Annotated in this window: 16 protein-coding genes; 11 read left to right on the top strand and 5 right to left on the bottom strand. The window is 59.9% G+C overall.

What is annotated here, in order from left to right:
- Nucleotides 1-43: 43 nt before the first annotated feature.
- The 5 genes from moaE to AC3IT6_RS24005 all read right to left on the bottom strand — a co-directional run bounded on the left by moaE (nucleotide 44) and on the right by AC3IT6_RS24005 (nucleotide 4,317).
- Nucleotides 44-496 (bottom strand): molybdopterin synthase catalytic subunit MoaE, encoded by a 453-nt coding sequence (gene moaE, locus AC3IT6_RS23985; RefSeq protein ID WP_046041968.1) that lies wholly within the window; start codon nucleotides 494-496, stop codon nucleotides 44-46.
- A gap of 3 nt (nucleotides 497-499) precedes the next feature.
- Nucleotides 500-742, bottom strand: coding sequence for a molybdopterin converting factor subunit 1 (gene moaD / locus AC3IT6_RS23990; RefSeq protein WP_095965504.1), 243 nt, complete (start codon nucleotides 740-742; stop codon nucleotides 500-502).
- Nucleotides 739-1,212: a cyclic pyranopterin monophosphate synthase MoaC gene (moaC, locus tag AC3IT6_RS23995; RefSeq protein WP_057713392.1), complete on the bottom strand. Its 474-nt coding sequence runs from the start codon at nucleotides 1,210-1,212 to the stop codon at nucleotides 739-741. The genes moaD and moaC overlap by 4 nt, the downstream gene beginning before the upstream one ends.
- A gap of 249 nt (nucleotides 1,213-1,461) precedes the next feature.
- The gene (locus AC3IT6_RS24000; protein WP_007993255.1) at nucleotides 1,462-2,856 is read right to left on the bottom strand and encodes a PhoH family protein; all 1,395 of its coding nucleotides are present in this window, start codon (nucleotides 2,854-2,856) and stop codon (nucleotides 1,462-1,464) included.
- 336 nt (nucleotides 2,857-3,192) lie between these two features.
- Complete coding sequence (locus tag AC3IT6_RS24005; protein ID WP_489353267.1) at nucleotides 3,193-4,317, bottom strand: polysaccharide deacetylase family protein; 1,125 nt, start codon at nucleotides 4,315-4,317, stop codon at nucleotides 3,193-3,195.
- A gap of 263 nt (nucleotides 4,318-4,580) precedes the next feature.
- On the opposite strand from AC3IT6_RS24005, the gene yaaA reads away from it, so the two are divergent.
- From yaaA to AC3IT6_RS24060, 11 genes are all read left to right on the top strand, one after another.
- Nucleotides 4,581-5,360, top strand: a complete 780-nt coding sequence (gene yaaA / locus AC3IT6_RS24010) for a peroxide stress protein YaaA (protein ID WP_489353269.1) — start codon at nucleotides 4,581-4,583, stop codon at nucleotides 5,358-5,360.
- A gap of 803 nt (nucleotides 5,361-6,163) precedes the next feature.
- A complete protein-coding gene (locus AC3IT6_RS24015) occupies nucleotides 6,164-7,480 on the top strand; it encodes a nucleotide sugar dehydrogenase (RefSeq protein WP_223459840.1) in 1,317 nt (438 codons plus the stop codon).
- 95 nt (nucleotides 7,481-7,575) lie between these two features.
- Nucleotides 7,576-9,057: a mannuronan synthase gene (gene alg8 / locus AC3IT6_RS24020; protein ID WP_489353272.1), complete on the top strand. Its 1,482-nt coding sequence runs from the start codon at nucleotides 7,576-7,578 to the stop codon at nucleotides 9,055-9,057.
- 36 nt (nucleotides 9,058-9,093) lie between these two features.
- Nucleotides 9,094-10,263 (top strand): PilZ domain-containing protein, encoded by a 1,170-nt coding sequence (locus tag AC3IT6_RS24025; RefSeq protein WP_489353274.1) that lies wholly within the window; start codon nucleotides 9,094-9,096, stop codon nucleotides 10,261-10,263.
- A gap of 9 nt (nucleotides 10,264-10,272) precedes the next feature.
- Nucleotides 10,273-11,784, top strand: a complete 1,512-nt coding sequence (algK, locus tag AC3IT6_RS24030) for an alginate biosynthesis TPR repeat lipoprotein AlgK (protein ID WP_489353276.1) — start codon at nucleotides 10,273-10,275, stop codon at nucleotides 11,782-11,784.
- Nucleotides 11,781-13,265: an alginate export family protein gene (locus tag AC3IT6_RS24035; RefSeq protein WP_489353278.1), complete on the top strand. Its 1,485-nt coding sequence runs from the start codon at nucleotides 11,781-11,783 to the stop codon at nucleotides 13,263-13,265. Before algK ends, AC3IT6_RS24035 begins: the two co-directional genes overlap by 4 nt.
- A 26-nt stretch (nucleotides 13,266-13,291) precedes the next feature.
- A complete protein-coding gene (gene algG, locus AC3IT6_RS24040; RefSeq protein WP_489353280.1) occupies nucleotides 13,292-14,881 on the top strand; it encodes a mannuronan 5-epimerase AlgG in 1,590 nt (529 codons plus the stop codon).
- A 10-nt stretch (nucleotides 14,882-14,891) separates the two neighbouring features.
- Nucleotides 14,892-16,355, top strand: coding sequence for an alginate O-acetyltransferase (locus tag AC3IT6_RS24045; protein WP_489353282.1), 1,464 nt, complete (start codon nucleotides 14,892-14,894; stop codon nucleotides 16,353-16,355).
- Between the two features lie 8 nt (nucleotides 16,356-16,363).
- Complete coding sequence (locus AC3IT6_RS24050; RefSeq protein ID WP_489353284.1) at nucleotides 16,364-17,488, top strand: mannuronate-specific alginate lyase; 1,125 nt, start codon at nucleotides 16,364-16,366, stop codon at nucleotides 17,486-17,488.
- A 213-nt stretch (nucleotides 17,489-17,701) separates the two neighbouring features.
- Entirely contained in the window at nucleotides 17,702-19,267 is a 1,566-nt protein-coding gene (locus AC3IT6_RS24055) for an MBOAT family O-acyltransferase (RefSeq protein ID WP_489353286.1), read from the top strand.
- An 11-nt stretch (nucleotides 19,268-19,278) separates the two neighbouring features.
- A complete protein-coding gene (locus AC3IT6_RS24060; RefSeq protein WP_489353288.1) occupies nucleotides 19,279-20,454 on the top strand; it encodes an alginate O-acetyltransferase in 1,176 nt (391 codons plus the stop codon).
- The last annotated feature ends 13 nt before the right edge of the window (nucleotides 20,455-20,467 follow it).

A 20,467-nucleotide genomic window follows, 5' to 3' on the forward strand; every position in this document is an offset into this window, starting at 1 on the left:
AGCGGGCTTGCTCGCGAAGGCTGACTTGAGAACGCCGCAGGATTTACTGCTTCCAGCGATCCGCCGCCGCATGATCACTGTCACGACCCTCGACCCAACGCGGCCCGTCACTGGTGATTTCTTTCTTCCAGAACGGCGCACGGGTTTTCAGGTAATCCATGACAAAGGCGCAGGCGTCGAATGCCGCCTGACGATGGGCACTGGCCGCGCCGACGAAGACAATCGGCTCACCCGGCTCCAGGGCGCCGATGCGGTGCAGCACTTCCAGCTTGAGCAGCGGCCAGCGCTGCTCGGCCTCGATGGCAATCTTGCCGAGGGCCTTTTCGGTCATGCCGGGATAGTGTTCGAGGAACATCCCCGCGACGTCGAGGCCGTCATTGAAGTCGCGCACGTAGCCGACAAAACTCACCACCGCACCCACGCCGACATTGGCATCGTGCATGGCGTTGACTTCGGCACCCGGGTCGAACGCGGTGGACTGCACGCGAATCGCCATGGCTCAGCCTCCGGTCACTGTCGGAAAGAACGCCACTTCATCGCCTTCGCTGACCGGCTCATCGAGCTGGCACAGGTCTTCGTTGCGGGCGCACATCAGGTTCTGCTCGCTCAACACCTCGGCACCGTCACGTTGGGCCAACAGTGCGCGGACGTCGTCGACGGTGGCGAAGTTGCCTTCTACTTTCACCGAGTCCACACCCAACGCTTCACGATAACGGGCGAAAAATTTCACGGTAACGTTCATGACTGCTCCGCCTGGAAATGTCCGCTCTTGCCGCCGACCTTCTCCAGCAGCCGCACGCTTTCGATGGTCATGCCGCGGTCCACGGCCTTGCACATGTCGTAGATCGTCAGCGCGGCGACGCTGGCAGCGGTCAGGGCCTCCATCTCGACGCCGGTCTGCCCGGACAGCTTGCAGCGCGCCACGATGCGCACCGAATCCTCGCCTTCGGCACTGAGTTCGACCTTGACGCCGGTCAGCATCAGCGGATGGCACAGGGGAATCAGATCGCTGGTTTTCTTCGCCGCCTGAATGCCGGCAATGCGCGCCACGGCAAACACATCACCCTTGGGGTGGCCGCCGCTGACGATCATCTGCAGGGTTTCGGGCAGCATGCGCACCAGCGCTTGAGCGGTCGCCTCACGGAACGTCACGGCTTTTTCAGTGACGTCGACCATGTTGGCGCGACCTTGGGAATCGAGATGAGTCAGCACGAGATTACTCCTGATCAGGAGCGTCGATTGTAAACCTGCGGGTCAATTTTTCGCACGCACGATTGTCGGCCCACCACAAACCAATGTGGGAGCGAGCTTGCTCCGGGCGGCGTTCCGACGAAAGCGGTGTTCCAGTCAGCATATATGTCGACTGATCCACCGCTTTCGCGAGCAAGCCCGCTCCCACAGGTTTTTCATACGCCCATAAAAAACCGGGCGGCTGTAGGGCCGCCCGGTTCCGATGGACAGTTACAAATGCGATTCGGCGTATTCGGCCAGGATCGAGCGTGGTACCCCTTGCAGGGTGATGTGCACCCCGTTCGGGAAGTCCTTGAAGCGTTCAGTGAGGTAGGTCAGCCCGGAGCTGGTCGCGGACAGGTAAGGGGTGTCGATCTGTGCGAGGTTACCCAGGCACACCACTTTGGAACCGGCGCCGGCACGGGTGATGATGGTTTTCATTTGGTGCGGCGTTAGGTTCTGGCATTCGTCGATCAAAATCAGGCTCTGCTGGAAGCTGCGGCCCCGGATGTAGTTGAGGGATTTGAACTGCAACGGCACTTTGCTGAGGATGTAGTCGACGCTGCCATGGGTGCTTTCGTCATCCATGTGCAAGGCTTCGAGGTTGTCGGTGATGGCGCCCAGCCACGGCTCCATTTTTTCCGCCTCGGTGCCGGGCAGGAAGCCGATTTCCTGGTCCAGGCCCTGCACGCTGCGGGTGGCGATGATGCGGCGATAACGTTTGCTGACCATGGTCTGCTCGATCGCAGCGGCCAGCGCCAGGATGGTTTTACCCGAACCCGCGGCACCCGACAGGTTGACCAGGTGGATGTCCGGATCGAGCAAGGCGTACAACGCCAGGCTCTGATAGATATCACGCGGCTTGAGGCCCCAGGCTTCCTGGTGCAGCAGCGGTTCCTGGTGCAGGTCGAGGATCAGCAAGCGGTCCTCTTCGATCTCCTTGATCCAGCCGACAAAGCCCTGTTCATCAATGATGAATTCGTTGACGTGCACTGCTGGCAGGTTGTCGATCAATTGCACCTGATGCCAGGTGCGGCCGTGGTCCTGACGGGTTTCGACCTTGCTCACGCGGTCCCAGAAAGAGCCGGTCATGTTGTGGTAGCCGTTGGGCAGCAAGGACACGTCATCGACCAGTTGGTCGGTGCTGTAGTCCTCGGCCGCGATCCCGCAGGCGCGCGCCTTGAGGCGCATGTTGATGTCTTTGGTGACCAGCACCACGGGCTTCTTCGGGTCGCGCGCGTGCAGGTCGATCAGTTGATTGATGATTTTGTTGTCATTCAGGTGCTCGGGCAGAATCAGGTTCGGCTCGGCATGCTTGCTCATCAGAATTGACAGCAAACCCTTGGGTCCGCTTTTGCCACGCTGGATCGGCACACCCTGCTCGACATCCTCGGGTGAGGCATCGCCCAGGGTCTTGTCGATCAGGCGGATGGCCTGGCGGCATTCGGCGGCTACGCTGTGATGCCCGCTCTTGAGCTTGTCGAGCTCTTCAAGCACGGTCATCGGGATCGCGACGTGGTGTTCTTCGAAGTTAAGCAGCGCGTTTGGATCGTGAATCAATACGTTGGTATCGAGTACATAAAGGATTGGCTGGTTGGAAGAAGAGCTACGTCCGTGATCATCCATACTCGGTCACCTTTGTGGGAGCCATTCGACGCAATACCTTGACGGTGCTGCGCCTCGAAGTGACTGCCGAATACACCTGCGGGGACTCAAGTGTTCTGCATACATGCGGGGTCTTGGAAGACGCCACCTGTGTTGCAGGTTTCGGCGGTCTGTCTTCGTAATACTCCAAAACGTGTGACAGAAAAAAGTACTTTGACGCTTTTTTGAAGTTTATTTTGCAGATTGACCAATAGCACTTGGCGGACTGCCATCACCCGTTTAAAGTCGGAAGTCCACCTGCAACGAATCCCCCTCCAGAATCGCCATAAACCCAATGTTTACGGGGTTTTGTCGTTTTCAGCGAAACGCATCCTGGCAATCTTCCCAGCCGATCCCGACAGGCGCCGTTTGCGTGACCAGCCACGGCAACGCCGTTTTCACTGCATCCTGTTTCACATTGAAATTGATCACCCCGTGCCGCCACAGAAGCATCAGGGTCAGCACCCGTTGCGCACTCGGGTTGCCCTTGAGTTTGCCGGCGCCGTCCTGGGCGTCGATGTCCCACAGCGCTACCTGCAGGCCCTGAGTCTTGAAGAAGCCTTCGGCATCGGAACGGCGCTGGCCATCGGGCGGACGGAACAGGGGCACGTAGTTCTCCGGCAACTTGCTTTTGACCAGTTCGGCGCTGCGGTGCACCGAGTCCTGCCAGTCCTGCCAGTGGCTGTGGGAGCGGAACTCCCAGCCTTGTACGCCGATGCACTGGCTCGAGTAGGTCGCTTGCAGGTTACTCACCGAATGCTCGGCCAAACGCGCCTGGATGTCCTTGCCGAGGACGAAGAACGTCCCGCTCATGTTCGACTTGCGCAAGTACTCGCTGACCCAGGCGGTGTTATCCGGCATGGCGTTGGCGGCGCTGTCGAAGGTCAGCAGAAACAGCCGGTCATGCATCCCCTCACCGCTGCGCTCATAGTCGCCAAAACGATCGACTTCGCTGCTGGTTTGCGGGAACAGCGCAGCCTTGCGCAACTGTTCGTCCAGGTACTGGGTGTGGAACACACGGCTCGGCTCGGCCCACTTGATGTAATAGCTGTCTGTACTGACCTGGAATTTGGCAGCTTGCTCGCGCAGGGTGGGCAGGTCTTCGACCAGAAAACAGAAGGAGGCATCCTGGTCGCAGCTCTGTTGGGCGAAGTTGTAGTTGGCCAGCAGCCGTTGCCACATGCGCTGGCGAACCCGGTTGACCGACTCCAGATTGATCGTGCGCAGGCCCAGGCGCTGGGCCAGGGCGGGTTCATCCAGCGCCTCGCTGACCAACAGCACACTGGAAAACATGAGGATCTCGGCCCTCGACGCGACGTCGAACAGCGTCGGGTTACCGAGTTTTTCCGGCCAGGTGCTGCGATCGAGCGTCGCCACCTCGCCCGGTGCCGCGATGGCGCCAAAGCTCAGTAGCCAGATCGAGATGAGAAAAGCGATACGCAATGGGATGTCTCCATAACAAAACCCGCGCGGCACTATAGCTGATCCAGGCACACCTCCTGCAGCAACACTGAACCACTGTGGGAGCGGGCTTGCTCGCGAATGCGGTATGACATTCACCGAAAATGTCGACTGATACACCGCCTTCGCGAGCAAGCCCGCTCCCACAGGTTTGTGGCGAACCGCTGATCAACTATGACCCTGATAGCTGGAGTCAACACCGACAACCCCCTAGAATCGCCGCCACGATTAAAGGAGACGACTTCATGCTGATGGTGATTTCACCCGCCAAGACCCTCGACTATGAAACACCGCCGGCGACCCAGCGCTTCACCCAGCCGCAGTACCTCGACCATTCCCAGGAGTTGATCCTGCAATTGCGCGAGCTGACGCCCGCACAAATCAGCGAGTTGATGCACGTCTCCGACAAGATCGGCGGGCTCAACGCCGCGCGTTTCGGCAGCTGGACGCCTGCGTTCACCCCGGAAAACGCCAAGCAGGCGCTGCTGGCCTTCAAGGGCGATGTGTACACCGGCATGAATGCGCAAACCCTCTGCGAAGCCGATTTCGATTACGCCCAAAAACACCTGCGCATGCTCTCGGGCCTCTATGGCCTGCTGCGCCCGCTGGACCTGATGCAACCTTATCGCCTGGAAATGGGCACCAGGCTGGCCAACGCCCGGGGCAAGGATTTGTATGCCTTCTGGGGCACGCGCATCAGCGAATGGCTGAACGAAGCCCTGGTCGATCAAGGCGATGACGTGCTGCTCAACCTGGCGTCCAACGAGTACTTCTCGGCGGTCAAGCGCAACGCCTTGAACGCGCGCATCATCAATACCGAATTCAAGGACCTGAAGAACGGCCAGTACAAGATCATCAGCTTCTACGCGAAAAAGGCCCGCGGCTTGATGAGCCGCTTCGTCATCGAAGAACGCATCAACGACCCGGCCACCCTCAAGCAGTTCGACGTTCAAGGCTATCGCTACAGCGCCGAACAATCCAAACCGGACAATCTGGTGTTTCTGCGCGATCACGCACCAGAGTGATGCATCCAGTCGGCGCACGACCTCCACAACTCTCGTGCGCCGACCCTTGATTCACTTCAGCCTTCCCCGCCTTTTCGCCATATTTATGGCGCCAAAAATACATCGCCCGATTTTCTAACTTTAGTTTCACTCGACTTCGAACATTTTTTTGCGTAGTGGCACTGACTTTTTTTAACAGTAGTGGCAAAAAAATATCCCACCCGATGATCCGCCTATATATAAAGGGCGAAACGGCAAGTGCTATCAATTTGAGAGCAGTGCCATCTTTCTCAATATTTCAAGAAATTTCAGATTTGACGATGAGCGGACTGGAACTATGTCCAAACGCGCCGCTCATACCACCGGTAACGATTCTCGCCGAGCGTGTACGAGATAACTTACGCCGATAAGCGATTCATGTAGCGAAGTTGTAACACTCACCTGATCGCTGATTTGGACAACACCAGACTGACAGGAGATAACGCAATATGACTATCCCCTACAAGGCCACGACAGCGCCCCTATAAACGTGCTCACCCGAGCACCAAACCGCTTGATCCACGGGCTTTCGGCCTGACATCAAGCGTGCAAGGCCGTTGCACCTGCATCTTTCTGAAAGGAGGATCGGCTGCATAACAGGGCAAATCATAACAACAAGGCCTAGTTGCGCACACCTTGAGTGCATTTATTTAGACACTCGTAACTTATATGCCAGCACACGGCATTGTTGCGCCTGTAAGGCACACTTGCGAGTGCACTAAAAACACGCTGAACACCATTAACTCCGGCCATCTAATGGCTTGATCAATACAGAGGTAATTGCGATGCGCATCAGCATTTTTGGTTTGGGTTACGTCGGCGCAGTATGTGCCGGTTGCCTGTCTGCACGGGGCCATGACGTCGTTGGCGTCGATGTGGCCAAAGACAAGATCGATATGATCAATGCCGGCAAATCGCCGATCGTTGAACCAGGCCTGGGCGAACTTCTGGCACAGGGCATCCAGACCGGTCGTCTGCGTGGCACCACCAACTTCGCCGAGGCGATTCGCGACACCGACCTGTCGATGATCTGCGTGGGCACGCCGAGCAAGAAGAACGGCGACCTGGAACTGAACTACATCGAGGCAGTGTGCCGCGAAATCGGTTTTGTCCTGCGTGACAAGACCACCCGCCACACCATCGTCGTGCGCAGCACCGTGCTGCCGGGTACCGTGGCCAACGTGGTCATCCCGATTCTCGAAGACTGCTCCGGCAAGAAGGCCGGTGTTGATTTCGGCGTGGCCGTGAACCCTGAGTTCCTGCGCGAAAGCACCGCCATCGCCGACTACGACCAGCCGCCAATGACCGTCATCGGCGAATTCGACAAGGCGTCCGGCGACGTTCTGCAATCGCTGTACGAAGAGCTCGACGCACCGATCATCCGCAAGGACATCGCGGTCGCCGAGATGATCAAGTACACCTGCAACGTGTGGCACGCCACCAAGGTCACCTTCGCCAACGAAATCGGCAACATCGCCAAGGCTGTCGGCGTCGACGGTCGCGAAGTGATGGACGTGGTCTGCCAGGACAAGACCCTCAACCTGTCCCAGTACTACATGCGCCCAGGCTTCGCTTTCGGCGGCTCTTGCCTGCCAAAAGACGTGCGTGCCCTGACCTACCGCGCCGGTTCCCTGGACGTGGAAGCGCCGTTGCTCAACTCGCTGATGCGCAGCAACGAATCCCAGGTGCAGAACGCTTTCGATATCGTTTCCAGCCACGACAAACGCAAAGTCGCCCTGCTGGGCTTGAGCTTCAAGGCCGGCACCGACGACCTGCGCGAAAGCCCGCTGGTCGACCTGGCGGAAATGCTGATCGGCAAGGGCTATGACCTGAGCATCTACGACAGCAACGTCGAGTACGCCCGCGTCCACGGCGCGAACAAGGACTACATCGAGTCGAAGATCCCTCACGTCTCGTCCTTGCTGAACTCCGATTTCGACGCGGTGATCAACAACTCCGACGTGATCATCCTCGGCAACCGCGACGAGAAATTCCGCGCCCTGGTGCAGGACGTTCCACACGGCAAGCAAGTGATCGACCTGGTCGGTTTCATGTCCAAGGCCACCAGCGTGACTGGCCGGACTGAAGGTATCTGCTGGTAAAGCAGCCGCAAGCTTCAAGCTCCAAGCCGCAAGTTCAAAGCTCCTCGCTTGGGGCTTGAAGCTTGGGGCTTGCAACTGACTTTAGGATTCCGATTATGCACAGGCTAAAGCACGGCCTACTCCAGGCCGCCGGTTGGCTGTTCTACCTGAGTTTACTGATGGGCCTCGCCATGGCGTTGCCCGTGTCCACGTTCGACTCCGAGTCGAAGGACTTCATTTTCCTGATCGGTATCGTCGGTATCTGGCGCTACTCGATGGGTGCCACGCACTTTGTGCGCGGCATGATTTTTCTGTACATCGTCTACCCGCACCTGCGGCGCAAAGTGCGCAAGCTGGGTAAAGCGGCTGACCCGTCCCACGTGTTCCTGATGGTCACCAGTTTCCGCATCGACGCCCTGACCACTGCGCAGGTCTACAGCTCGGTGATCCGCGAAGCCATCGACTGCGGCCTGCCGACCACCGTGGTCTGCTCCATCGTGGAAATGTCCGATGAGCTGCTGGTCAAAAGCCTGTGGAACCGGATGAACCCGCCGTCCCGGGTCAAGCTCGACTTCGTGCGTATTCCCGGCACCGGCAAACGCGATGGCCTGGCCTACGGCTTCCGCGCCATCTCCCGGCACCTGCCGGATGACCGCGCCGTGGTGGCCGTGATCGATGGCGACACCGTGCTCGGCGAAGGCGTGGTGCGCAAGACCGTGCCGTGGTTCCAGCTGTTCGGCAACGTCGGCGGCCTGACCACCAACGAGTTCTGCGAAGTGCGCGGCGGCTACATCATGAGCGAATGGCACAAGCTGCGTTTCGCCCAGCGTCACATCAACATGTGCTCGATGGCCCTGTCCAAGCGCGTGCTGACCATGACCGGGCGGATGTCGGTGTTCCGTGCCACCGTGGTCACCAACCCGGAATTCATCGCCGACGTGGAAAGCGACTCGCTGCAACACTGGCGCCTGGGTCGTTTCAAGTTCCTTACCGGCGACGACAAGTCGAGCTGGTTCAGCCTGATGCGCCTGGGCTACGACACCTTCTACGTGCCCGACGCCGCGATCAACACCGTCGAGCATCCGCCGGAAAAGAGCTTCATCAAGGCCAGTCGCAAGCTGATGTTCCGCTGGTACGGCAACAACCTGCGGCAGAACTCCCGCGCCCTGGGCCTGGGGATCAAACGCCTCGGTGCGTTCACTTCGGTGGTGCTGTTCGACCAGCGCGTGTCGATGTGGACCTCCCTGCTGGGCCTGACCGTGGCGTTGATCGCCAGCTTCAAGTACGGCACCGCGTTCATCCTGGTGTACCTGCTGTGGATCGGCATCACCCGGTTCATCCTGACCTTGTTGCTGTCGTGCTCCGGTCACCGGATCGGTCCGGCCTACCCGGCGATTCTCTATTACAACCAGATCGTCGGCGCGCTGGTGAAGATCTACGTGTTCTTCCGCCTCGACCAACAGTCCTGGACCCGCCAACCCACTTCTCTGACCCGTGATCTCGCCAGCTTTCAACGTTGGTTCAACACTTGGTCGTCTCGGACCATGACCTTCTCTGCCGGCAGCATTTTTGTCGCCGTGCTGCTGTTGATGGTCTGACCGAACTCGCCTGAATTAACTAGGAAAACGCCCCCTATGAATACCGCCGTCAACGCCAACGTAGTGCACGAATCCGAAGCCCAGCGCCAACACGCCCGAGTGAAAATCCCGGCCAAGTTGCGTTTCTTCGGCCCTGACCGGACGCCGGTCGAAGCCCGGGTGATCGACCTGTCCGCCGGTGGCCTGGCGTTCAACGCCGGTCAATTGCCACTGAAGATCGGTGACGTGTACAAGGCCCGCCTGCAATTCCTGATCGACAACCTCGGCCTGGCCATGGACGTCGAGTTGCAGGTCCGCTCCTTCGACCGCGAGACCGGACGCGCCGGCTGCCAGTTCCAGAACCTGGAACCACGGGACATCTCGACCCTGCGCCACCTGATCACTTCGCACCTGGCTGGCGACATCGTCAGCGTGGGTGAAATGCTGGCGACCCTGCAGCGCGACAACTTCACCAAGGCGCGCAAGATGAAGGACGGCGGCCACGGCATGTCCGCGTTCGGCCGCATGAAAGCCGTGACCTTCAGCCTGGGGGTCTTCGTTGTCGGTCTGGCTGCTTTCGGTTTTGTCTTCAAATCGGTGTACGGCATGTACTTCGTCAGCCACGCCCAGGCCGGTCTGGTCAGCGTGCCGGGCGTGAACATCACCATGCCCCGCGACGGCACCGTGCAGAGCCTGGTGAAAGCCGACGGCGTGGCCACCAAGGGCGCACCGCTGGCGACCTTCAGCACCAGCATGCTCGACGTGCTCAAGGGCCATCTGGACGAAGACCAACTGCAACCGGCCAAGGTTGCAGAACTGTTCGGCAAGCAGATGACCGGCACCCTGACCTCGCCTTGCGACTGCACCGTGGCCCAGCAAATGGTTGCCAACGGTCAGTACGCCAGCAAGGGCGACGTGATCTTCCAACTGGTCCCGCGGGGCAGCGAAGCCAATGTTGAAGCGCGCTTCTCCTATCGCCAGTTCGGTGACGTGCGCCCGGGTACTTCGGTGCGCTTCCAGATCGCCGGCGAGGACAAGAGCCGCACCGGCAAGATCGTCAGCAGCACTAGCCTGAAAAGCGCCGACCTGTCTTCGGACATCCGCGTGCTGATCCAGCCGGACGAATCCCTGGACAGCTCCCTCGCCGGCCGCCCGGTGGAAGTGAACAGCGACCGTGGCCCGAACCTGAACTGGCTGATCGACAAAGCCATGGCTGTCGGTCTTTAAGTCGAGGACATGCTTGTGACTATCACAAAAACTCAAAACACGCCGCAGCCCCTGTGGGAGCGGGCTTGCTCGCGAATGCGGTTTAATATTCAACATCAATGTGGGATGACACACCGCTTTCGCGAGCAAGCCCGCTCCCACATGGGGTCTCTGTGTGCAGTGGCATTGGCGGTGAGCCTGGCCGGCTGCGCCGGCCTGCCCGACCAGCGCCTGGCCAACGAAGCGCTCAAACGTGGCGATACCACCACCGCCGCGCAGAATTACCGGCAACTGGCAGACCTGGGCTACAGCGAAGCCCAGGTCGGCCTGGCCGATATCCAGGTCGACAGCCGTGACCCGGCGCAGATGAAACAGGCCGAGGCGACTTACCGCGCCGCGGCCAGCGTTTCGCCGCGCGCCCAGGCACGCCTCGGTCGTCTGCTGGTGGCCAAGCCCGGTTCCACCGAAGCGGAACAACACGAAGCCGAAACCCTGTTGAAAAAAGCCGCTGCGGCAGGCGAAGGCAACACGCTGATCCCGTTGGCGATGCTGTACCTGCAATACCCGCACAGTTTCCCCAACGTGAATGCCCAGCAGCAGATCAGCCAATGGCGTGCCGAGAACAAACCGGAAGCGGGTCTGGCGCAGGTGCTGCTCTATCGCACCCAGGGCACCTACGATCAGCATCTGGATGACGTGGAAAAAATCTGCAAAGCCACACTCAACATCAGCGATATCTGCTACGTAGAACTGGCCACGGTCTATCAGAAACAGGCCAAGCCAGAGCAACAGGCCGAGCTGATCAAGCAGATGCAAGCGGCTCATGCCCAAGGCAGCGTTTCGGCGCAGCGCGTCGACAGCGTCGCCCGCGTGCTTGCCGATGCGTCCCTGGGCAAGACCGACGAGAAGACCGCACAGTCGCTGCTCGAACCGATCGCACCGGGCTACCCGGCGTCGTGGGTCACCCTCGCGCAACTGCTCTACGACTTCCCGGAACTGGGCGACGTCGACCAGATGATGAAGTACCTGGACAACGGCCGCGCCGCCGACCAGCCCCGCGCCGAGCTGTTGCTGGGCAAGCTCTACTTCGAAGGCAAACTGGTGCCGGCCGACGCCAAGGTCGCCGAAGCGCATTTCCAGAAAGCCGTCGGCCGCGAAGTCGCTGCCGATTACTACCTCGGCCAGATCTATCGCCGTGGCTACCTGGGCAAGGTCTATCCGCAGAAGGCCCTCGACCATCTGTTGACCGCTGCGCGCAACGGCCAGAACAGCGCCGACTTCGCCATTGCCCAACTGTTTTCCCAAGGCAAGGGCACCAAGCCTGATCCGCTGAACGCCTACGTTTTCAGCCAACTGGCCCTGGCCCAGAACACTCCGCAAGCCACCGAGCTTGCGCAAACAATCCAAACGCAATTGCCGCCCGACCGGTTGGCCGAAGCCCAACGCCTGTTGAAACAAGAACAGGCCGTGCGCGGTGCCCTGAGCCCGAACACACCGGAAATGCATGCCCTGCAAGAAGAAGATGGCGAGGAATCCCAATGAAGTTGAATCCATTCATGAAGGCCGGCATTGGCCTGACGTTCGCGCTGATCTGGTCTTGCCCGACGCTTGCTGCGATGACTGAAGAAACCAAGAACTTCGGCCTGGACGTGAAAATCACCGGCCAGTCCGAAGATGACCGCGACCTCGGCACCGCTCCTGGCGGCGACGTCAATGGCGTCGGCCTCGACCTGCGTCCGTGGGTCTATGGCGAAAGCGGCGCGTGGAGCGCCTACGCCATGGGTCAGGCGGTGACGTCCACCGACATCATCGAGACCGACACCCTGCAACAATCCGATGGCGCCGAGAACACCGATAACGGTGATCGCGAGACCAAGAAAAACTACCTGGCCATGCGTGAGTTCTGGGTCGGCTACAGCGGCTTCACGCCTTACCCCGGCGAGATCCTGAAGTTCGGTCGCCAGCGCCTGCGCAATGACGACGGCCAATGGCGCGACACCAACATCGAAGCCCTGAACTGGACCTTCGACACTACCCTGCTGCGCGCCAACGTCGGTATCGCCGAACGTTTCAGCGAGTACCGTACCGACCTCAAGGAACTGTCACCGCAAGACAAGGATCGCCTGCACGCCTACGCCGATGCCGCGTACCAGTGGACACCGGGCAACTGGGTCGGCATTCGCGGTCATCACACCCATGACAACGGCAAGCTCGACTACCCGGAGCCGGGTGTGCCGGCCGATTCGCTGGACAAGAAACAGAACGGCGACATCAGCTGGCTCGGCCTGACCGCCGACAGCGACGCCTACAACTGGCGCAATACCAACACCGTCAACTACTGGGGCAGCATCACCGGCATGAGCGGCGACGTCGACAAGGTCAACCCGCTGAACGCCGATGGCACGTCGCCGGCTGAAGCCAAGCGCGGTGAAGACCTCAACGGCTGGGCCACCGATGTCGGCGTGCGTTTGCGCCTCGATCCGCAATGGCAAGTCGGTGCCGCCTATGCTCGCGCCAGCGCCGAGTACGAACAGAACGGTCTGGAAAGCAACCGCTCGAACTACACCGGTACCCGTTCGCGCGTGCACCGTTTCGGCGAGGCCTTCCGTGGCGAAATGAACAACATGCAGAGCGCCACCCTGTTCGGTTCGTGGATGCTCAACGACGAATACGACGCCAGCCTGATCTACCACAAGTTCTGGCGCGTCGACGGCAACAAGCCGGTCGGCAGCAACGGCATCAACGCCGTCGAGAACAACACCGACGACGTCACCGGCGCGATCCTCTCCAGCACTTCCCTGCCGCTGAACGATGGCGAGAAAGACCTCGGTCAGGAAATGGACCTGGTGGTCACCAAGTACTTCAAGCAAGGCCTGTTGCCGGCGTCGATGAGTCAGGCGATCGATGAGCCTTCGGCCCTGGTGCGCTTCCGTGGCGGCGTGTTCAAGCCGGGCGATGCGTACGGCAAGGAAGTCGATTCGTACATGCACCGCGCGTTCGTAGACGTGATCTGGCGCTTCTGATGCAAACCGCGAAGGGAGTCTCCCAGATGAATCATCCAGCCCGAAAAGGCTCGATCAGTCTGTTGGCCGGCGCGATGCTGCTGGCCAGTGCGACTGGCTTCGCCAATGTAGAGCCGGCCAATGTGGAACCGGCGAAGCCGGCAACCGTGGTCAAGGAACTGCAACAGGCCAAGACCTATACCGTCAGCAGCGCACCGACCGCGCCGCTGGAACTGGCCAAGCCGAAACTGCCGGACGTTTCCGGCTACACAGCTGAGGCCATCGCCGCGAAAATCGTGCGCAGCAAGGCCGGCAAGATCAGCGTGCGCCGGATGATGCAGGAAGACGCCCTGAAGGACTTCATCGGTGGCGACAACAAGATGGCCGAGTGGGTGGTGCGTCAGCACGGCATCCCCCAGGCGATCTTCGTCGACGACGGCTACATGAACCTCAAGGACCTGGCGAAAAAAGTCCCCAAGCAGTACTTCAGCGAAACCTCGCCAGGTGTGTTCCTCTCCCGGTTGCCGATCGTGGTCGGTCGTCACGGCATTCTGGAAATCGACAAGCAGACCCAGGAACTGCGTCTGTCCCAGGAGGCCGGTGCGTTCCTGGTCAACGACGGCCAGCTGTTCGTTCGCGATACCAAGATCACTGGCTGGCGCGAGAAGGACAACGGCCCGGCGACGTTCACTTCGCCCAAGGAATTCCGTCCGTTCCTGCTGTCCTGGGGCGGCACCGAGACCTACATCGCCAACAGCAAGATCGCCAGTTTCGGCTACGCCAACAGTAAGTCCTACGGCGTGAGTATTTCCCAGTACACGCCGAACATGGCCAAGGTGCTCAAGCGTCCTGAGCCGACCGGCTGGATCGTCGGCTCCGAATTCTCGGACATGTGGTACGGCTTCTACTGCTATGAAACCCGCGACTTCGTGGTCAAGGGCAACACCTACAAAGACAACATCGTCTACGGCATTGACCCGCACGACCGTTCCCACGGTCTGATCATTGCCGACAACACGGTGTACGGGACCAGGAAGAAGCACGGGATCATTATTTCCCGTGAGGTCAACGACAGCTTCATCTTTAACAACCGCAGCTACGACAACAAGTTGTCGGGCCTGGTGATCGACCGTAACAGCGTCAACAACCTGATCGCCCACAACGAGATCTACCAGAACCACACCGACGGCATCACCCTCTACGAGAGTGCCGACAACCTGCTGTGGGGCAACAAAGTCGTCAGCAACCGCCGCCACGGCATCCGCATTCGTAACAGCGTGAACATTCGCCTGTACGAAAACGTCGCCATGGCCAACGGCCTGACCGGTGTCTACGGGCACATCAAGGACCTGAGCAACACCGACCGTGACATCAAGCTCGACCCGTTCGACGCCCAGGTGTCGCTGATCGTGGTCGGCGGAGAGCTGGCGGCCAACGGCAGCGGCCCGCTGTCCATCGACTCGCCGCTGAGTGTCGAGTTGTATCGCGTGTCCATGCTCGCCCCGACCAAATCCAGCGGTATCAGCTTCACCGGCATTCTTGGCGAGCGCCAGGATGAAATTCTCGACCTGCTGGTGCGCCAGCAGAAAGCCGTGCTGATCGACCCCGTCGAACGCCAGACCGAAATGCGGGACTGAGGATAATCTTATGCACCCACACTTGATCAAATTACTCAGCCTGTCGGCCCTGACCGCCGGCATTCTCGCGGCCAGCGGTGGCGCGCGTGCCGATGAAGCTGCCGGTAAAGTAAGCCCACCCAAATTCACTGCCGAACCCTGCTGCAGCCTGTGCCCGGCCGCCCACGACGCGAAGAACTACACCACCCGTTATCAGCAGAACTTCACCACGCTGGTACAGGCCCAGGGTGACTGGCTGTTCCGTACGCAAGAAGACTTGCGCACCGAATTCGACACCACACCCGCTGGCTACAAACGCATGAAACAACTGCACGATGCGTTCAAGAGCAAAGGCGTGGAACTGGTTGTCGTGTACCAGCCGACCCGTGGCCTGGTGAACCGCAACAAGCTCAACCCGGCGGAGAAAGCCAGCTACGACTTCGACAAGGCGCTGAGGAACTACAAGTCCATGCTCGGTCGTTTTGCGCAGATGGGCTATGTCGTCCCGGACCTGTCACCGCTGACCAACGAGTCGTTGCCCGACACCCTGCCCGCCCACGATTTCTACTTCCGTGGCGACCAGCACTGGACTCCGTATGGTGCCCAACGTACGGCGAAAATCGTCGCCGAGAAGGTCAAGCAATTGCCTGAGTTCGCCGACATTCCCAAGCGCGAATTCGAGACCAAAAAGTCGGGTCGCATGGGCAAGACCGGAACATTGCACAACATGGCCGGTCAACTCTGTGGCACCAGCTACGCAATCCAGTACATGGATCAGTTCACCACCGAGCCGAAGGGCGAAGCGGGCGATGGCGATCTGTTCGGCGAATCCGGTAACCCGCAAATCACCCTCGTGGGTACCTCCCACAGTGGCAAGAACTACAACTTCTCCGGTTTCCTCGAAGAGGCCATCGGTGCCGACATTCTCAACGTGGCGTTCCCCGGCGGCGGCCTGGAAGGTTCGATGCTGCAGTACCTGGGCAGCGACGAGTTCCAGAAGAACCCGCCGAAGATTCTCATCTGGGAATTCTCGCCGCTGTACCGCCTCGACCAGGAAACCATCTACCGCCAGATGATGGCGCTGCTGGACAACGGTTGCGAAGGCAAGGATGCACAGATGTCCGGCAGTGCCACGCTCAAGCCGGGCAAAAACGAGTTGATGGTCAACAGCAAGAACATGGACCTGCGCAACGCTAGCCACCAGGTCGACATCCGCTTCGCCGACACCTCGGTGAAAACCCTGCAAGCCACCCTCTGGTACATGAACGGTCGCCACGAGGACATCAAGATCGACAAACCGGAAACCTCCGACACCGACGGGCGTTTCGCCTTCGAGTTGCGCACGGACGAAGACTGGGCCTCGCAGAACCTGCTGGCCGTTGAAGTCCAGGGCCCGGAACAAGCGGGTGCCGCACCACAGAAAGTCGAAGCGAAAATCTGCAAACGCAACGTATTCCCGGGCGCTGAGCAACGTACCGCTTCAGCCGGGCAATGAGGTCTGCTATGCGAAATCCGAAACTGAAGCATCTGTTGGCACCGACGCTGTTGAGCCTGGCGATGTTTGCTGGCGCCACACAAGCAGCGGCGCCATTGCGTCCGCCACAGGGTTACTTCGCACCGATTGAGAAAGTCAAAACCGGCGACAAGAGCGAAGGCTGCGATGCGATGCCGACGCCCTACACCGGCTCGCTGCAATTTCGCAGCAAGTACGAAGGCTCGGACAAGGCCCGTTCGACCTTGAACGTTCAGTCTGAAAAAGCCTTCCGCGAAAGTACCGCCGACATCACCAAGATCGAGCGCGGCATCAGCAAGCACGTAATGCAGTTCATGCGTGACGGCCGCCCGGAACAACTGGAATGCACGTTGAGCTGGCTGACGGCCTGGGCCCAGGCTGACGCGCTGATGTCCAAGGACTTCAACCACACCGGCAAGTCGATGCGTAAATGGGCGTTGGGCAGCATGGCGTCTTCATACATTCGCCTGAAGTTTTCCGACTCCCGTCCGCTGGCCAACCATCAGCAAGAGTCGCAGTTGATCGAAGACTGGTTCAGCAAGATGGCCGACCAGGTGGTCAGCGACTGGGACAACCTGCCACTCGAGCAGACCAACAACCACTCGTACTGGGCCGCCTGGTCGGTGATGGCCACCTCCATCGCCACCAACCGCCGCGACCTGTTCGACTGGGCCGTGAAGGAATACAAGGTCGGCGCCAACCAGGTCGATGCCGACGGTTATCTGCCCAACGAACTCAAGCGTCAGCAACGGGCGCTGGCGTACCACAACTACGCCCTGCCGCCGCTGGCGATGATCGCCAGTTTCGCCCAGGTCAACGGCGTGGACTTGCGTCAGGAAAACAATGGCGCACTGAAACGCCTGGGTGACCGGGTGCTGTCCGGGGTGAAAGACCCGGATGAGTTCGAGGAAAAGAACGGCAAGGAACAGGACATGACCGACCTGAAGGTCGACTCGAAATTCGCCTGGCTCGAACCGTTCTGTTCGCTCTACACCTGCTCGCCCGAGGTGCTGTCCAAGAAACACAAGATGCAACCGTTCAAGACCTTCCGCCTCGGCGGTGACCTGACCAAGGTCTACGACCCGGCCAATGAAAAGGGCAGCAAGGGTTCTTGAAGACAGACACAAAACCTGTGGGAGCGAGCTTGCTCGCGATAGCGGTCTGACATTCAACATCGATGTCGACTGACACTCCCTCATCGCGAGCAAGCTCGCTCCCACAGGGTCGGTGTCGAAAGTATGTTTTGTGAGTTAGCCCTCCGGATTTCCGTGGGGGGTTTGGGGGGGCCGTTGGCCCTTGACTGTTGATTCAAACAAGGAGAGATCGGGATGGTATTTTCGTCCAACGTGTTCCTGTTTTTGTTCTTGCCGATCTTTCTCGGCTTGTACTACCTGAGCGGGCAACGCTATCGCAATTTACTGCTGCTGATTGCCAGTTACGTGTTCTACGCCTGGTGGCGTGTGGACTTCCTCGCGCTGTTCGCCGGCGTCACGCTGTGGAACTACTGGATCGGCCTGAAAGTCGGGGCCGCCGGGGTCAGGACCAAACCGGCGCAGCGCTGGCTGCTGCTCGGCGTGGCCGTCGACCTGTGCATCCTCGGCTACTTCAAGTACGCCAACTTCGGTGTCGACAGCATCAACGCAATGATGACGTCGGTGGGCCTGGAGCCGTTCATCCTGACCCACGTGCTGCTGCCGATCGGGATCTCGTTCTACGTCTTCGAGTCCATCAGCTACATCATCGACGTCTACCGTGGCGACACCCCGGCGACCCGCAACCTGATCGACTTCGCGGCGTTCGTGGCGATCTTCCCGCACTTGATCGCCGGCCCCGTGTTGCGTTTTCGCGACCTGGCCGACCAGTTCAACAACCGCACCCACACCCTCGACAAGTTCTCCGAGGGCTGCACGCGGTTCATGCAGGGTTTCATCAAGAAAGTCTTCATCGCCGACACCCTGGCGGTGGTGGCCGACCACTGCTTCGCCCTGCAAAACCCGACCACGGGCGATGCCTGGCTCGGCGCGCTGGCGTACACCGCGCAGCTGTACTTCGACTTCTCCGGTTACAGCGACATGGCCATCGGCCTGGGCCTGATGATGGGTTTCCGTTTCATGGAAAACTTCAAGCAGCCGTACATCAGCCAGTCGATCACCGAGTTCTGGCGGCGCTGGCACATCAGCCTGTCGACCTGGCTGCGTGACTATCTGTACATCACCCTCGGCGGTAACCGTAAGGGCACGCTGATGACCTACCGCAACCTGTTCCTGACCATGCTGCTCGGTGGTCTGTGGCACGGCGCGAACATCACCTACATCGTCTGGGGTGCGTGGCACGGCATGTGGCTGGCGATTGAAAAAGCCATTGGCCTGAACACCTCGCCACGCAGCATCAACCCGATCCGCTGGGCACTGACCTTCCTGCTGGTGGTGATGGGCTGGGTGATCTTCCGCGCGGAAAACCTGCACGTCGCCGGGCGCATGTACGGCGCGATGTTCAGCTTCGGCGACTGGTCGCTGTCGGAACTCAACCAGGCCAGCCTCACCGGTCTGCAAGTGGCAACCCTGATTGTGGCTTACGTGACCCTGGCGTTCTTCGGCCTGCGGGATTTCTACAGCAATCAGCCTCCGGTCAAGACCAAGCCCGCTGTGAACGTCGACTCTGATGGCCCGGCCGCTGCGACACCGGGAACGATCAAGGCCGTGCCTGGGGATAACCCGGCGAGCATCCACCAGCCTGGCTACACCGTCGGCGTCGAAGCCCAGGTGCAACCGGCCTACTGGACCGCTGACTGGTCGCGTTACGTGATGCGTGCGCTGGTGCTGCTGCTGTTCATCGCCTCGATTCTCAAACTCTCGGCGCAAAGCTTCTCGCCGTTCCTTTACTTCCAGTTCTGAGGGATCTGACCATGACCCGCTCATTACGCATCTTCTACATCGCGCTGTTCCTGGTGACCCTGCTGGTGCTCGGTCTGTGGTCGGTGCGCAGCTTCTTCGGTTTCAGCACCAACGCCGATGCGACGGTGCTCAACGGCCGCTGGAGCAAAGCCGTGGAAACGCACTACGACGACGAGTTCCCGATCAAGCGCCTGGGCACCAACCTCTGGGCCGCGCTGGATTTCAAACTGTTCAACGAAGGTCGTCCGGGCGTGGTGCTCGGTCGCGACCAGTGGCTGTACAGCGATGAAGAATTCCACCCGGTGGTCAACGAAGAGCTGAATCTGCAAGGCAACTACGCGCTGGTCGAAGGCGTACGCCAGACCTTGAAGGAAAAAGGCGTGCAACTGGTGATGGCAGTGGTGCCGGCCAAGGTGCGCCTGTACCCGGAACACCTCGGTGAAGTGAAACCTTCGAGCATCCACGCAAACCTCTACAAGGACTTCCACCAGCGCCTGGCCACCGACCGGATTCCGGCCCCTGACCTGCTCGGCCCGCTGCAACAGGCCAAGCAGAATGGCCAGCAAGTGTTCCTGCGCACCGACACCCACTGGACCCCGCAAGGCGCCGAGATCGCCGCCAACCGTCTGGCCAGGACCATTGCCGACAAGTACCCGCTGAGCGGCGAGCCGCAGCGTTTCGTTACCGAACCTGCCGAGACCATCACCCACAAGGGCGACCTGCGTCTGTTCCTGCCACTGGACCCGCTGTTCGAAAACCTGATGCCTAAACAGGAGCAATTGCAAAAGCGCAATACGGTCGCGGCGCAAGATCAGCCCGCCGGTGACGACGCGCTGTTCGCCAACACCGAAGTGCCGGTGGCCCTGATCGGCACCAGCTACAGCGCCAACCCCAGCTGGAATTTTGTGGGTGCGCTCAAGCAAGCGCTGAACAGCGACGTGGTCAATTACGCCGAAGACGGCCACGGCCCGATTCTGCCGATGCTCAGCTACCTCAAAAGCGATGCCTTCAAGAACAGCCCGCCACAGGTGCTGATCTGGGAGTTCCCTGAACGATATCTGCCTGTTAACAACGAAATCGGCGACGCCGACCCGCAGTGGGTCGCAGAGCTTAAACAAGCCGGCGCCCGCCAACAAAACGTAGCTGCAAACACTAAATCCGAGACGCCCGACCGGGCGCAAAACTGAAAGAGAGGTACAC

It is taken from the genome of Pseudomonas sp. KH_017 (genome assembly GCF_057840285.1).